10 protein-coding genes are annotated in these 15,119 nt (G+C 59.0%); 5 read left to right on the top strand and 5 right to left on the bottom strand.

Annotated elements, in window-relative coordinates; all coding sequences use genetic code 11:
- Window positions 1-56: 56 nt before the first annotated feature.
- Window positions 57-2,150 (bottom strand): bifunctional diguanylate cyclase/phosphodiesterase, encoded by a 2,094-nt coding sequence (locus KY496_RS06805; protein ID WP_219864312.1) that lies wholly within the window; start codon window positions 2,148-2,150, stop codon window positions 57-59.
- A 145-nt stretch (window positions 2,151-2,295) separates the two neighbouring features.
- On the opposite strand from KY496_RS06805, the gene KY496_RS06800 reads away from it, so the two are divergent.
- Window positions 2,296-2,679 (top strand): hypothetical protein, encoded by a 384-nt coding sequence (locus KY496_RS06800; protein ID WP_219864311.1) that lies wholly within the window; start codon window positions 2,296-2,298, stop codon window positions 2,677-2,679.
- A 50-nt stretch (window positions 2,680-2,729) separates the two neighbouring features.
- Window positions 2,730-6,872 carry a chemotaxis protein CheB gene (locus KY496_RS06795; protein WP_219864310.1) on the top strand — a complete coding sequence of 1,381 codons (4,143 nt, stop codon included), beginning with the start codon at window positions 2,730-2,732 and terminating at the stop codon, window positions 6,870-6,872.
- 413 nt (window positions 6,873-7,285) lie between these two features.
- Here the strand turns inward: KY496_RS06795 and KY496_RS06790 are convergent, their stop codons facing one another.
- The 3 genes from KY496_RS06790 to KY496_RS06780 form a co-directional block, all read right to left on the bottom strand.
- Window positions 7,286-7,903, bottom strand: coding sequence for an NF038120 family PEP-CTERM protein (locus tag KY496_RS06790; RefSeq protein WP_219864309.1), 618 nt, complete (start codon window positions 7,901-7,903; stop codon window positions 7,286-7,288).
- Window positions 7,904-8,972: 1,069 nt separating this feature from the next.
- Complete coding sequence (eutC, locus tag KY496_RS06785) at window positions 8,973-9,782, bottom strand: ethanolamine ammonia-lyase subunit EutC (protein WP_219864308.1); 810 nt, start codon at window positions 9,780-9,782, stop codon at window positions 8,973-8,975.
- 10 nt (window positions 9,783-9,792) lie between these two features.
- On the bottom strand, window positions 9,793-11,184 hold the full coding sequence (locus tag KY496_RS06780; protein ID WP_219864307.1) for an ethanolamine ammonia-lyase subunit EutB: 1,392 nt from the start codon (window positions 11,182-11,184) through the stop codon (window positions 9,793-9,795).
- Between the two features lie 415 nt (window positions 11,185-11,599).
- Between KY496_RS06780 and KY496_RS06775 the strand changes: the two genes are divergently transcribed.
- Genes KY496_RS06775 through KY496_RS06765 form a run of 3 tightly spaced genes read left to right on the top strand, consistent with a single transcriptional unit; the run spans window position 11,600 to window position 14,146 of the window.
- Window positions 11,600-13,072, top strand: a complete 1,473-nt coding sequence (locus KY496_RS06775; protein ID WP_307729069.1) for a pilus assembly protein TadG-related protein — start codon at window positions 11,600-11,602, stop codon at window positions 13,070-13,072.
- The gene (locus KY496_RS06770) at window positions 13,069-13,548 is read left to right on the top strand and encodes a TadE/TadG family type IV pilus assembly protein (protein ID WP_219864305.1); all 480 of its coding nucleotides are present in this window, start codon (window positions 13,069-13,071) and stop codon (window positions 13,546-13,548) included. Before KY496_RS06775 ends, KY496_RS06770 begins: the two co-directional genes overlap by 4 nt.
- Window positions 13,535-14,146: a TadE/TadG family type IV pilus assembly protein gene (locus KY496_RS06765; RefSeq protein ID WP_219864304.1), complete on the top strand. Its 612-nt coding sequence runs from the start codon at window positions 13,535-13,537 to the stop codon at window positions 14,144-14,146. The genes KY496_RS06770 and KY496_RS06765 overlap by 14 nt, the downstream gene beginning before the upstream one ends.
- Window positions 14,147-14,215: 69 nt before the next feature.
- Here the strand turns inward: KY496_RS06765 and KY496_RS06760 are convergent, their stop codons facing one another.
- A complete protein-coding gene (locus KY496_RS06760) occupies window positions 14,216-15,055 on the bottom strand; it encodes a hypothetical protein (RefSeq protein ID WP_219864303.1) in 840 nt (279 codons plus the stop codon).
- Window positions 15,056-15,119 lie beyond the last annotated feature (64 nt).

Below are 15,119 nucleotides of genomic sequence, written 5' to 3'. Positions count from 1 at the left end.
CCGTAATGACCCCGGCTAAGCACCCCGGCATCGGGACATCGCGCAGCGCAGGCCGGTCATCCGCGCCTGTCACTGCCGAGCATTGCCTGTATCTGCGCCGCATCGACCGGTTGGCTGAACAGGAAGCCCTGGCCTTCGTTGCATTTGTGATTCTTGAGAAAAGCAAGCTGCACCTCGTCCTCGACACCCTCGGCGATGACACGTTGGTGCAGGTTCCTGCCCATGTCGATGACCGCGCTGACGATTGCGCCGTTGCGTCCAGCCCCTTTTTCGGATTCGATCGCCTTGACGAAGGATTGGTCGATCTTGAGCACATCGATCGGGAATTCGTTCAGGTAACTAAGGCTTGAGTAGCCGGTGCCGAAGTCATCGACCGCGATCTGTACTCCCATCGCCTTGAACTTCGCCAGGAGCAGGGCGCTGGCGGCGACATCGTGCATCAGAACGCTTTCAGTCAGCTCAAGCTGAATACGTGCCCGGTCCACGCCGGTGGCGTCGAAGATCGCCAGCGCGTTAGCCAAGAAATCCCGGTGCCGGAACTCCAGGGTCGAAATGTTTACGGCAACCGACACTTCCAAAATGTCAATTTCGCTCCAGCGTACCAGTTGCGCGCACGCTTCGCTCAATACCCAGCGCCCGATCGGGATGATCAGGCCGCACTCTTCTGCGACCGATATGAACCGCTCCGGCATGACCACGCCCCACTCGGGATGCATCCAGCGCAGCAGCGCTTCGACACCGGTAATGCGATCGGTTTGCAGGTCGACCTTGGGCTGGTAATGCAGCGCGAATTCGCCGTGTTCCAGCGCCCGCCGCAGGTTGGTTTCGATTAGCTGCCGCTCGACAGCACGCGTGTTCATGTCCTGGCGGAAGAATTGGTAGTTATTGCGTCCGCGTTCCTTGGCGTGGTACATGGCGGTGTCGGCGTTCTTGATCAGGGTGGCGGCATCGATCCCGTCGAGGGGAAAGGCGCTGATGCCGATACTGGTCGACGTATGCAGTTCGTGCGTCCCGATGACGAATGGCTCCGACAGCGCCAGCAGAATCTTGTCGGCCGCCAATGCGGCATCCCGCGCACGACGTTCGTTTGCCAGCAGAATCACGAACTCGTCACCCCCGTGCCTGCTTACAGTATCGGAGGTGCGAACGCAGGCCAGCAGTCGTTGGGACACCGCTTGCAGCAGCCGGTCGCCGACCGCGTGGCCCAGGGAGTCGTTGATGTTCTTGAATTTGTCCAGGTCGAGGAATAGCAGCACCGGAGAGGTGTCGTTGCGCCTGGACATGGCAATTGCCTGGGTGACGCGATCGTTAAGAAAAGCGCGATTGGGCAGGTCGGTGAGAAAATCGTGTTGCGCCAGATGCCGCATCTTGGTGGTCAGCGCCACAGTGTCGGAAATATCCCGAAACACCATTACGGCGCCAACGAGCTGTCGGTCCCAATCGCGAATGGGCGCGGCGGAGTCTTCGATCGGGATGCGCTGGCCGTGACGTGAAACGAGGACTGCGTCCCCGCTCAGGCTCGAGGCCTGATCCGTATGCAGGATATCGTCCACAGGACTGGCGATGGTGCGGCCGCTGCGCTCGTCGACGAGTTCGATCACTTCGGCAATGGGCCGTCCGCGCGCCTCTTCGCGCGTCCAGCCGCAGACCTGCTCAGCAGCGATATTCAGATAGTCCACGCGCCCGTTCATGTCGACGGAGACGACCGCATCGCCGATCGAGTTGAGCGTGATTTCCGCACGCGCCTGGGCAACGTATAATCCTCGCTCAACCTTCATGCGCGCGATGATGTTGCGCAGGGACTGCGGCACCAGATAATTATTGAAGAAGCCCTTCGTCAGCCAGCCCTGCGCACCTCGCTGGACCGCTTCGATGGCATCGGCTTCGTTGTCGAGCTGGGATAGGGTCAGGATCGGGATATGGCGTGCGGCTGCATGCACGCTATCGAAGCAATCCAGCCCTTGGCAATCGGGGAGCAGCAGATCCAGCAGGACCGCATCGATCGGTCCACTGTGGATTCGAAGTAGTCCGTCGGCCAAGCGAGCGACATCCTCCACATCGAACGGGCCATCGTGCGCGTTGCCGAGAGCCTCGTGCAGGATGCGGACATCATCCACGTCGGAAGAGAGGATAAGCACTCGGTGAGGCATGGCGTCTCCCGCTGGTGTTGCTGGTGGACTGGCGGGCATCGACCACGCCGCAACCGTTGACTGATGGAATAAACCCAGTATAACAACGCCTCATTAATTGTCAAATTAATAATAATCAACTGACTGACGGTATGATGCTGGCTCCGTGCCGACCGTGACGCTCAATCGGGCGTTCAGAATCCGGTGGCTGTTGCCGCAGATCGAGCGCCTTCATTCTGCATGGTCGGATACGGATGTTCGCCTGGATACGAGTCTCAACCCGATCTATATCGTAGCGCAGCATATCGACCTTGGCGGCCTTGTGGCGCAGGCATATGGACAGGACTTGTGGCAACAACATGCGTACAGGTTCGGCATCCATTTGAGATCTTTGTCGAGAACGTATCCGGCGTGCCAAGGCACTCGCATTTTTGACTGCGCGCGCACGGAGAAATTGGGGATCTCGATGGAACCAGGTACATGGTCAAGTGAAGGCAACGCACCGCCCGCCACCAAATATTTAATCGGCGCCCGCACGGATTTCACATAAAAAACGCGTTATGCTCGTTCCTTGACCCAAAGGCCAATGTGAGTATTTCCATGAACGATAACGAACGTAAAGTGTTGGAATTCCCTCCACCTGATCGCGATTTCATTCCGAGCACGCTGGAGTTTCCCGTTGTCGGCATTGGCGCCTCCGCGGGGGGGATCGAGGCGCTGAGCCGCTTTCTTGAGGCAATGCCAGCCGAAAACGGCATGGCATTCGTCGTCGTCCTCCACCTTTCGCCAAAGCACGAAAGCAATCTCGACAAGATACTGCAAGCGAAAACCAGGATGCCGGTCACACAGGTCACGGAAGTCACGCCCATCGAGGCTGGCCATGTCTATCTCATCTCGCCGGCGCTGGATTTATTGATGAACGACGGCTCGCTGCAGGTCGTCTCGGCCGCGCGTCCTCGCGGCCGCCATGTTGCCATCGACATGTTCTTTCGCACCCTTGCCGAAGTACATCGGGAACGGGCAATCGGCGTCATTCTGTCGGGGGCAGGCTCCGATGGTGCAGTCGGCATTGCAAGAATCAAGGAAAAGGGGGGCATGACATTCGTCCAGTCACCCGACGATGCCGAATACGACAGCATGCCGCGCAGTGCGCTGGAAAGGGGGACGGTCGACGTGGTATTGCCGGCAAGCGAGATGCCGCAGAAGTTGCTCGAATTAGGCCGTAACGCACGCGTACTGCAGCTGCCTACGGCAGGACATCTGGAGCGGAGCGTTTACATCGATAGTGCCGAAGCACACGCACAGCAAGCAGAACTTGCACTGCGCGACATTCTGCAGCTGCTGCACCAGCGAACGGGCCACGATTTCAAACACTATAAACGTGCAACCGTCCTGCGCAGGATCGAAAGGCGGCTCCAGGTTCGCGGCCTGGCCGATGTCGTCGCCTACCGGCGTTACCTCGAAGAGCACAGCGAGGAAGCGGCAGCATTACTCCAAGACATGCTCATCAGCGTCACGAATTTCTTTCGCGACCGCATCGCTTTTGACGCGTTGGAGCGCGATGTCATTCCACATATTTTCGAGGAGGTGAAGGAGACGGAACAAGTCCGTGCCTGGTCGGTGGGATGCGCTACCGGCGAAGAGGCCTACTCGATCGCCATGCTTTTCGCCGACCAGAACAGCTTGTTGGCCACACCCAGGCCAGTACAGGTATTTGCGTCCGACATCGACGAGCGCGCTATTGCCGCGGCACGCACCGGCAGGTATCCCGGATCGATCGTTACCGATGTCACCCCTTCCCGGCTGCGGCAATATTTCGACCGACAGGATGAGCATTTGTGCGTGAAACGGGAGATACGGGAAAAGGTGCTGTTTGCGATCCACAACATCTTGCGGGATCCCCCATTTTCGCAGTTGCACCTGATATCTTGTCGCAACCTGCTGATCTATCTCGATCGGGATATCCAGACCAAGGTGATGGAAATTCTGCATTACGCCTTGCGTCCGAACGGCTATCTGTTTCTGGGTACGGCCGAGTCGGCAGAGGCCGTCGCACGTTATTTCACTCCAGTCGACAAGAAAAACCGTATTTATCGGCCCGTAAACGCTCGGCCGGAACGGGCGTTTCACGTGCCGCTCCTCGTCGGTAGACCGGAAGGCGTACCCGCCAAGGCGACGACAAACAGCACGGACCAGCAGCGCGTCTCTCCGCAAGACTTATACCGTAAGCTCGTGGAAATCTCTGGCCCTCCCGGCGTACTCCTCGACCGGAGCCACCAGATCATCTATGCCACGAAACAAGCCTGGAGATTCCTTCGCCATTCAGGCGGCGAGCCCTCGCACGACATCATGGCGACCCTGCATCCGGATCTGCAGCTGGAATTTCGCGCCGCCTTGTTCCAGGCGACACAGAATCACGTGGATGTGCAGACGCGCTTCATGTCGATACGTGATGGGAATGCTGAAATTTTCGTCCGCATCAACATCCATCCCGCTCGCGACCGCGATGCCGCTACAGGCGTCATGCTGCTGGTATTCGAGGAACGCGAGAGTTCGATCGACACCAGTCCATCCGGTCTACAGAATGGCGACAACGTCGTTGCATTGCACCTTGAACAGGAATTAAAGCAGACGAAGGAACACTTGCATTCCGCGATCGAACAATATGAAACGACACTGGAGGATCTGAAAGGATCGAATGAGGAGTTGCAGGCGAGCAATGAGGAGTTGCGTTCGACTGCTGAGGAACTCGAAACCAGCAAGGAAGAATTGCAGTCGATTAACGAGGAACTCATTACCGTCAACACCGAATTGAAGATGAAGGTCGACGAGACGGCGAAATCCAACGACGACCTGCAGAACTTTCTTTCGGCAACCGAAATCGCGATCCTTTTTATCGGCCGCAACCTTAACATCAAGCGTTATTCGAAGCCCTGCACGCGACTGTTCAACCTGATCAGCGCCGATATCGAACGTTCTATCCTCGATATAAATTGTCGGCTGGATTATCCCTCAATGGAAAGCGACATAGAACAAGTGTTCTCCACGCTGCAGCCGGTCGAGCGTGAAGTGCGCGGCACGACCGATGGCACGTGGTACATCGCCCGCCTTTTGCCTTACCGCACGGCGGAAGACAGGATCGAGGGGCTGGTGTTGTCGTTCATCGATATTTCCCGTCGCAAGCTGGCCGAAGAAAGGCTGCTTGGCAGTGAGCGACAGATGCGCCTCATTGCAGCCAGCACCCGCGACTATGCGATTACCACGATGAACAACGATGGCATCATTACCAGCTGGAACGGTGGTGCCGAGCGGATGTTCGGCTATCCTGCATCCTATATCGTCGGCCATGGCGGCGATATTCTGTACACGCCCGAAGACCGCGATGCCGGCATATTCACTGAAGAACTGCACCGTGCAAGAATGGACGGCCGTTCCGAGGACGACCGCTGGCATGTGCGTCGCAATGGCACGCGCGTCTTCTGCAGTGGTATTACCTCGCCTTTGGTGGACGACGAAATCGGCGGTTTCGTCAAGATTGCCCGGGACATGACCGATTCCAAATGGCGGCACGATCAGCAGGATGCCAGGCTGGAATCGGAAAAACAGGAAAGAATCCGGGCCGAGGAGGCTGCGCGAGTGCGTGATGAATTCTTTGCCGTGCTCTCCCACGAGCTCAAACAACCGCTGAATCTGATTCAGCTGACCGCGGAAATGCTGAGCCGTCTTCCCGAGGCCGCCGCGCTTCCTGTGGTCGCGCGCGGGACTGACACGATCAAGCGCATGGTGAAGAGGCAAGCGCGGATCATCGATGACTTGATGGACCTGTCGCGCTTGCACACTGGCAAGCTGACCCTGACATATTCGCAGCTCGACCTCGCGGAAAGTGTAAGCCAGGTCGTCAAACTGATGGAAGACGAGGCGAAGCAAAAAAAACTGACGCTTCACACCGATGTCTGTACTGGCGAGCTGATCATCCAAGGCGACGTTGTCAGGATTGAGCAGATCGTGTGGAACTTGCTGAGCAATGCATTGAAATTCACCCCACAGGGTGGAACAGTGCGCGTGCAGGTTCGACGTGAATTCGATGATGTAGCATGCATCGAGGTCACGGACACCGGAAGCGGAATTGCCCCAGAACTCCTTCCCCATATATTTGACATGTTCCGTCAAGGGAACAACGGTACCGCCCGGCAGTACGGGGGCATGGGTATTGGCTTGGCGCTCGTCAAAGAGCTTATCGACAGTCACGGGGGCAGGGTAGAGGCCGAGTCCAAGGGAGTGGGGCTTGGCGCCACGTTCCGCATCTATTTTCCAGTTACGAACCCGCAGTCATCGCTGCCGTCGACCGATACCTTGAAAACAGGAGGCCTGGTCGGCAAGCGTATCCTGCTCGTAGACGATGCCACCGAGACGGTCGAAGCGCTTGCGGCGCTGTTGGAAACCGAAGGGGCGCAAGTGACATCGGCACCTGGCCCTTCCCAGGCCTTGGAGCTTGTGGATGGCGCCGCAGAAACCTTTCATTTGATTATTTCGGACATTGGCATGCCGGAGATGGATGGATACGCTTTACTGGCGGCGCTCCGTACATTGCAAGCCACTGCAAGCACCCCGGCGATCGCACTGAGCGGCTTCACCCGCCCCACCGATGTGAGCCATGCGCTCTCCGCAGGATTCGAGACGCATATTCGAAAACCGGTTGATTTTGATCAGTTCATTGCAACGGTAGCCAGGGTCAGCCGATAGACGGCGACGCACAGGTACCGGTGACTATTGTCAATGCTAGCTGGATTCCGCGTTAAGCCAGGATATTGAGACGTGTGAATCGTCATGACAATTGTAGACACTCTTGAACTGTGGAGGTCAAGTAATTTCAGACACGACGATATGTCCTTCCTCTGCCATTTTGCGTTCCTGGACGCCGGGCGGCGGATTGCCCGATACAGAATGCGAGCACTCGCAGTCGTAGAAGCCGGCAGTGTAATGGCAAACGTCCAACTTGGCTTCTGCATGGTTCGCATTCGCACGGCGTGAGGCCTATTTCGTCCAGAATGCAGCTGTACGTCAAACGGGTCGATGACCAAGCAAGACTGGACAGCTGGCTTTGGCGCGCGAGCCTGAGGAATGCGGAGCTCGATATTATTTACCGAACAACGATTCTATCGGGCGAGGCCACTGGGCAAGCGCCGGCGGCGAACTGAGCGAATGATTCCAAGGCCGGCAATCAGCGTTGCCCAGGATGCGGGTTCTGGAACCTCTGCGGGAGAGAGGACGACATTATCAATCGCAAACTCCGTGAATTCTTGTCCGCCGGTGATCGTCAGTGACGAAATGTTGACAAAGTCTTTAAAGTTAAAATTTGAAAATGATTCAGCCAGATTCTCTTCCACGAAGATCGTGTTCGTTACGACGCCATTAAGCCCCGTCGCAGTGAGCGTCAGGGTCAAGGGACGACCGTAGCCAAGAAAGGTCTGGGCGACATCCAATGATGTGAAGGAGAACAAGCCTTTGTTCTCGAGATTGAAGGTGATACTACTCCCATTGAAACCATAGAATGCAGTCGTTCCATTTGAAGCGCACCCGGTGCCGCACATGCCTAAATGGTCAGCGGGGTTATCCATCAGATAAAATCGGAATGGATCGATCGCTGAATAACTAACTCTGAATCCATCTTCAAGAAAGCTGTAGTCGTAGTATCCGTAGCCACCGTCCTGAGACTCAAAGTCGATTGTCGCAGCCATTGCGGAATTTGTTAACAGGGCAGCCGTGAAGGTCATTATTAATTTTCGGAGCATGGTTAGTTTATTCCTAAGATAAAAAATGAATGAACGAATCTACAACTCTACAACGCATCGGCTAACCTACCGACGAGGACCATTTCAACAGCAATCTGGGCAGCGAATTATCACTGAGCAACAGAAGGGTATTGAAGGAAATCACGGCCACGAAAATTATGTCTGGTATCCGATCAAGAATTGTCAAATAAATCTTATACCGATACGTTGTTTAAAATTGTATTAATCTGTATGCATAAGAAATTTCAGGCGCCACACGCATACATTAATTTCAGAAAACATTTATACGCATAGGGAAAGATGAATCCGCAATCGAAACAGCCTTCATGATTGGCCAAGAACAGAATAAGTGGGTGACGTGTGGCCGCGCCTGTATTTGACTGGTTAAATCGCTGCTCGGACCGATAACGGACGCACAAGGACGTCTTTTAAGAAATATCGCGGCCCTCTTTCTGGACGGACCTGTACCGCGGCGCGAGCGCTTTTTTCCCGAGTACCTTTGTTTGCTTGTGGCAACGCATCTGTCGACCCGCCATAGATCGGTAAGAGGAGGGGGGCGCGTCTCGATGCTCGCGCGACCCTGACAGGTATTTTTGCGTGTTTTGAAGATTGGGATACCATGGGAATATTTGCCGCGCTGCCCAGGTTGCGGCAGTGGGCTGACGCGTCGGCCCCGGTCCCACGAATGCATGCAAGCTCAGTGTGACAACGCGTCCAGGAGGCCGACCTGTGACGGCTGCGCGCGCGCCATCAGATCATCTGGGATCGCGCTTGCGTCGACGCTGCCAGCGTGCCCGTTTCCGCGAGTGGCGAGCATAGGGGCGGAAATGCCAGCGATGGTGGCAAACTCGGCTACCGCATGCAATCGCTTCAGCGCTAAAGTTGTATCACTAGTCAAGCCCGTGAGCCTCGTAAATATCGGACAAGCTGTTGGCGATCCAGGAGTTACCGGGGCTATCTACTTTGCCTACCGCTGAGCATGGCTCTCGCCATGGCGCTTCTGTGCCCAGCAAGAGCCCGCGGGGTGGCAATCCTCGCGATGACGCAGTGATTAGAGCAGAAAATTGGGCTTTAGCTCGCCATCGAGCGCAACCGTTCCAATGGTTTCGTCCTTGAGCCCCACGCCGGTCAGCTCCCGCCGGCGCGCTTCGGACAGCAGGTAATGGAGCCGCGCCGCGGCCTCGTCATAGGGTTGCCCCGCCGGCCGTACGTTCGAGATGCAGTTGCGCCGTTCGTCAGTCAGGCCGACGGCCGGCGCCCACGTGATGTACAGGCCCATGCTGTCGGGCGAACTCAAGCCTGGACGCTCGCCGATCAGGACGACAACGATCTTGGCGCCGAGCAGTTCTCCCACCTCGTCACCGACCGCCACGCGGCCCTGTAGAACAACGGATGGCGGTGCGACTGCCCAGCGCTGTGCGAGCAGTCGCGTGCGCAGCAGCTGCAAGAATGGCGCGGCGTTCTGTGCGACTGCCAGCGCGGAAAGGCCGTCCGTGACGACGAACGCGACGTCGTAGGGACGCGCTTCGACAGAGGGAGCCCGCGAGGCCGCCAGCGCAGCGCACGCGTCCGGGGCCAGCCGCCGCCCGAGGTCGGGCCGTTGCAGGTACACGTTGCGGTTGGCAGCGGCGCTGTGCAGTACCTTGCACGGGCCCGCTTCCGGCCATGCGCTCTCGATCGCCTGACTCAGCGTATCGGTGTCGAGCGCCAGGTGCACGGCGTCGCGCGCGCGCGCGTGCGCCAGCTGGAAATCGAGCTGGGCGGACGTGGGTTGGCTGACGCCGGTGTGACCGAGCGCAATGCGCGCGGCCGTGAACCGGCGCAGTGCCTGCCAGGGATCGGGGATGACGGTCTCCGACATGGTGTTCACCTCAGGTAATGCGCGACAGCGCGCGCTGGAACGGCGCCGGCAAGCCGCGCCCCAGCGCGACTTCGCCGTCGCCAGCAAAGATGCCCATGTCGCGCAGCCACGCATGGAATTCCGGCGCCGGCGCAAGACCGAGCGCCCGCCGCGCGTACAACGCATCATGGAACGAGGTCGTCTGGTAGTTCAGCATGATGTCGTCCGAGCCGGGAATGCCCATCACGAACGTGCAGCCAGCCACGCCGAGCATCGTCAGCAGCACGTCCATGTCGTCCTGGTCCGCCTCGGCATGGTTCGTGTAGCACACGTCGCAGCCCATGGGCAGGCCCAGCAGCTTGGCGCAGAAGTGGTCCTCCAGTCCTGCTCGGATGATCTGCTTGCCGTCATAAAGGTATTCCGGTCCCATGAACCCGACGACGGTGTTCACCAGCAGCGGCTTGAACTTGCGCGCCACGGCATAGGCGCGCGCCTCGCAGGTCTGCTGGTCGAGGCCGTGGCTGGCGTTGGCCGACAGCGCGCTTCCCTGGCCGGTTTCGAAATACATCACGTTGTCGCCGACCGTGCCCCGCCGCAGTGACAGGGCGGCCGCCTGCGCTTCGGCCAGCAGCTTGAGGTCGATGCCGAAACTGGCGTTCGCGGCCTGGGTGCCGGCGATCGACTGGAATACCAGGTCTACCGGCGCGCCCCGTTCGATGGCCGCGATCGTGTTGGTCACGTGGGTCAGCACGCACGACTGTGTCGGAACCCGGTAACGGGCGATGATCTCATCGAGCATCCCGACGATGCGGATCACCTGCTGCACGTTATCCGTGGCCGGGTTGATGCCGATGACGGCATCGCCATTGCCGTATAGCAGGCCGTCGAGCAGGCTGGCTGCAATGCCGAACGCGTCATCGGTCGGATGGTTCGGCTGCAGGCGCGTCGACAGCGTTCCCGGCAGGCCGATCGTGTTGCGAAACCGCGTGACCGACCGGCATTTGCGCGCGACCAGCACCAGGTCCTGGATTCGCATGATCTTCGACACGGCGGCGGCCATCTCCGGTGTGACTCCCGGGGCGATCTGGCTCAGGGTTGCCGTGTCGGCGTCATCGCCCAGCAGCCAGTTGCGAAAGTCGCCGACAGTCAGGTGGCGGATGCGCTGGAAAGCGCCGGCATCGTGCTCGTCGAGGATCAGGCGAGTCACTTCGTCCGTCTCGTAGGGCACGACGGCCTCGTTCAGGAAGGTCGTGAGAGGGAGAGAGGCCAGGGCCATCTGCGCGGCCACGCGTTCTTCCGCACTGCCGGCCGCGACGCCAGCCAGATGGTCTCCCGAGCGTGCCGGGCTTGCCCTGGCCAGGAGTTCGCGCAGGTCGGCAAAGGTATATGTCCGTTTGCCTACGGTATGAGTAATTTGACTCATGGCTGGTTCCGATCAGTTGCAGATGATGGACATGAAGGCTGTGTAACCTGGTCTATACCAATGACGATCCTGCCACATATTCATGATGAATGCGTGCATGATCAAGCAGCGTCGATGTAAATCGCCCCAAGTCTTGTGGAAACTCCAATTTGAAAAAAGCAAGCGATGAGGATCGGCTGCACCCCGGAGACATTGCGCCGCTGGGTACGCCAGCAAGAGCGCGATGCCGCCCAGCGCCCAGGCCCGACCAAGGTGTGGAGCGCGAGCTGGCCGATACGCGGCGCCAGCCGGCAATTCGGTGATGCCGATTCCCAGAAATCCCGCGCCAACTGCTAGAAATCAATTTGCATAGTCTAAGGACTAATAGACTTGCTGATACGTGTTTCGAAGGCGTGTGGATTCCGGAGGAGGCAGCATGGGCATCAACAGAGGCACGCCCCGCATGCGACGCGCTAGTCCCGTGGCTTTCAGGCGTCCGGGCCGCGAGCATGGCGCAATAGGAATCATGGGCGTTGCAGCCATCATCATCATATGCGGGTTCTGCAGCCTGGCACTGGACCTATCCCGCGTTTACAACCGGAAGATGGAACTCCAGAGCGCCGCCGACGCCGCTGCGGTGAGCGCCGCGATCGAGCTGGACGGCACCAGAGCTGGCCTGACCAAGGCGGCACAGAAGGCAGCCTCGCTGTTTGCGATACCCGTCATGTACGGCGGCCCCAGTTATGGCTACCTGGCGGCAGCGATGGACTGGTCCGACGACGCCATCAGATTCGGGGCTTCACCTGATGGTCCATGGCTCACGAGTGGCGAGGCAGCGGCGAGAAGCGCACCCAACGGCCTTCTGTACGTCCGCATCGATACCGCGGGACTGGATCCGGATTACGGGCAAGTGGAGACCCTGTTTCTGCCAGTTGTCGCGTCCGGCGATACCGTGACCTCGACAAGCGCACGTGCCGTGGCTGGCCCGACTGCGATCGGCGTCATGCCATTCGGGATATGTGCAATGCACGATGATGAGAAGCGTAACCGGAATGGCGAGCTGGAAGAATACGGTTTTCGGCGCGGTGTCGGCTATGACCTCATGCAACTGAACCCCGAATCGGCGGGTGCAGGGCAGACCTTCCTGATCCATCCGTTCGTCGGCCCCGGCGCCGCGTCGTCGGCGGCGGCCGACTTCAATACGGTCGCGCCGTCCGTCTGCACCGGGATGATGGGGATGGCGCGCATATCGGGAGGAAAGGTCTCGGTGCAGTCGCCATTCGCCCTCAGCGAATACTACCAACAATTCAATTCGCGCTTCGATGAATATACCGCGCCATGCACCCCCAGCACCGCGCCGCCCGACAGGAACATCAAACCTTACAAGTTCAATGATGGCAGCGTGCCGTGGATGACGACCACACCACAGGCCCAGGCGTCGGTATTGTATAAGGACCACGACAATCACAAGCGCTGGACCGTGGCGGGCCCTTATCCATCGCCGGCCGGGACGAGTGGCGCGCAGTATGGCCCGCTCTGGTCTTACGCCAGGGCAGTCCGGTTTGCCGATCCCATGCCGTCAGGAGGCTACGCCGCCTTCCCCACATCGAGCTGGAAAGACCTGTACACCCCGGGTGAGCCTGCCGCCAAGTCCAGTTATCCGTCCTCGCCCCCTTATACGACCGGCGGCGCGACGTATGGTCTGGCTCCCGTCAACGCTGGCGTGCGCGACCGGCGGGTGCTCAATATTCCCTTGCTCTCGTGTCCCGTCTCGGGGGGGCGTGCGACGGTGAAGGGAATCGGCAGATTCTTCATGACCGTGAAGGCCGACGATACCCATCTGTACGCCGAGTTCGCCGGCCTGGCGGATGAACAGACTTTACGTACGCGAGTGAGGCTTTATCCATGAAAGCACGATTCAACCGAGGCGCACGGCGTGCGCAGGCCGGCAGCGTCGCTGTCGAGGCGGCGATCATCCTTCCAGTGTTGATCCTGTTCCTGGCGGTTCCCCTTTTTATGGCCAGAATATTCTGGTACTACAGTGTGGCTGAAAAGGCGGCTCACGACGGCGCACGATTCATGTCCCAGGCGACCCGCATGGAAATTCAGGATTCCACTGGCGGCGCGGAACCTGCCGTTGCGGCGCTCGCGAAGGCGATTGTCAACGCCGAGCTCGATGAGATCAGGCCCGGCCTGGTCGGGGTGACGCCGTCGGTCCTGTGTGATGGTCTGATCTGTGGTGGATTGAGCATTCCATCCACGGTACGTGTGGCCGTCCAGATACGTGTTCGTGACGATATCTTTGGATTCGTCACCGCCCCGCTCTTCGGCGAAGACGGGCTGCTCCTGACCGCAGACGTCACGGTGCGCTATGCGGGCAATTGAGCAGCGCCGCACGGGGCCGGCGCGCAGAAGGAAGCAGCAGGGTGTTGCTGCCGTCGAGTTCTCGGTCGTGGGCATCGTCTTCTTTTTGCTGTTCTTCGGCATGGTCGAAATGTCGCGCGCGATGTACGTCATCAATACACTGCAGGAGGTGACGCGTCGTGCGGCCGCGCTTGCGACGAATACCGACTTCAGCAATGCCGCTGCCATGCAAGCGGTACGTCAGCGCGCCATCTTCCGCGACTCGCCGGGATTCCTGCTGTTCGCACAACCGGTCACCGACACGCACATCATCATCGACTACATGTGGATTCAGCGCAGCGGTGGGGTGATGACCATGGTGGCAATTCCATCCGGATCGCTGCCCGCAAGCCCGGCCGCCAATTTTGCGAACTGTCTCGGGGATCCGTACAGTGAAGGCTGCATACGGCTGGTGCGCGTGCGCGTATGCCAGACAGCCAGCGCGGACGACTGTGATCCGGTGGACTATCAGAGCCTGGTGTCGATGGTACCGTTCTCGTTCGGGCTGCCGGTATCGATGACGATCGCGACCGCCGAGACGTTGGGTATGCCGGCAGGCGTTCCTTGCGCGTGCCCATGATTGTCCGGGCGCGCGCCGGCGCCGCCAGCGCCCCGTCGGTCGCATTGCCACAGCGATATTCCAGGCTCCTTAGAACCCTTCCAGCGCCCCGGGTCTGACCAACATGGTTTGCATCAGGGAAATCCTCGCCGTCCTGCTGGCATCGAGCTGGGCCGGGATGGCCATCCCTTCGGCCGGGCCCATCGCTGCCGGGACTACCATCTGACCACGGCTGGAACTGCGGCCCGCAAACGCCATGGCCTGGACAGTCGCTGCCTTGCGTAGCTTTATATACGGATAAATATCTATCATCGGAAAAACATCGCCAGTATCACTAACACCGATATGGAAGACCTGTGGCTTGGCGAGCGCGCCGGCGGGAATGATCAAGGTTGCTCCGAAGGGTAATGCGGCCACTGTGCGCACGGTCGGCAGGTAACGCACTACATGGCCATCGGGATGGAAATACATGCTGGCGGCCCCGGTGGGAACATACCGCGTTCGCCCGGGCAATGCCAGCCTGTGCACGGCGATCATGAGTTCGAGCCCCTGGAATCCGTTTTCGACCGTGAGCGGCGTTTCCAGTTTCAGGTGGCCATGGACGGTCGACATCCCTGCCACATCGGTGAGATAGATATCCGTCACCGTTGTGAACGGTAGTTTCACATCGGCCAGGACTTCGGCAACGCCTCGGTATGTGCTTTCGACAGCGACGAAACCGGAAGTGCGGGCCCGGTAGCATGCCGAGCGGGAACATAACAGGATATCGCCGATACGCACGTTCCGCTCGGGCTGCTGCGCGTCGCCTGCGATGGTAATGCGCATCCTGATGGTGTCTTTATCTGCCTTGTTGCCAGCTGCAAAATTCTCCAGGACGGTGGTGTGCCGCGGTTCGATGGCGCCCACGGCGCCCAGGCCGAACATCAACATGAATGCTGCCCCAGGAATAAGCTTCCGCATGTTTGCTCACCAGGATCCCAATGTGCTCGAACGG

Source organism: Massilia sp. NP310 (assembly GCF_019443485.1).
In the GTDB taxonomy this organism is placed as follows: Bacteria; Pseudomonadota; Gammaproteobacteria; order Burkholderiales; family Burkholderiaceae_D; genus Telluria; species Telluria timonae.
This window is presented reverse-complemented; position numbering and strand designations above follow the sequence as displayed.

Excerpts from the sequence above, each read along its gene's own strand:
- KY496_RS06775 (WP_307729069.1), top strand. The coding sequence starts at position 11,600 with ATGGGCATCAACAGAGGCACGCCCCGCATGCGACGCGCTAGTCCCGTG.
- KY496_RS06770 (WP_219864305.1), top strand. The coding sequence starts at position 13,069 with ATGAAAGCACGATTCAACCGAGGCGCACGGCGTGCGCAGGCCGGCAGC.
- KY496_RS06790 (WP_219864309.1), bottom strand. The coding sequence starts at position 7,903 with ATGACCTTCACGGCTGCCCTGTTAACAAATTCCGCAATGGCTGCGACA.
- KY496_RS06805 (WP_219864312.1), bottom strand. The coding sequence starts at position 2,150 with ATGCCTCACCGAGTGCTTATCCTCTCTTCCGACGTGGATGATGTCCGC.
- KY496_RS06760 (WP_219864303.1), bottom strand. The coding sequence starts at position 15,055 with ATGTTGATGTTCGGCCTGGGCGCCGTGGGCGCCATCGAACCGCGGCAC.
- KY496_RS06795 (WP_219864310.1), top strand. The coding sequence starts at position 2,730 with ATGAACGATAACGAACGTAAAGTGTTGGAATTCCCTCCACCTGATCGC.
- KY496_RS06765 (WP_219864304.1), top strand. The coding sequence starts at position 13,535 with ATGCGGGCAATTGAGCAGCGCCGCACGGGGCCGGCGCGCAGAAGGAAG.
- KY496_RS06780 (WP_219864307.1), bottom strand. The coding sequence starts at position 11,184 with ATGAGTCAAATTACTCATACCGTAGGCAAACGGACATATACCTTTGCC.
- eutC (WP_219864308.1), bottom strand. The coding sequence starts at position 9,782 with ATGTCGGAGACCGTCATCCCCGATCCCTGGCAGGCACTGCGCCGGTTC.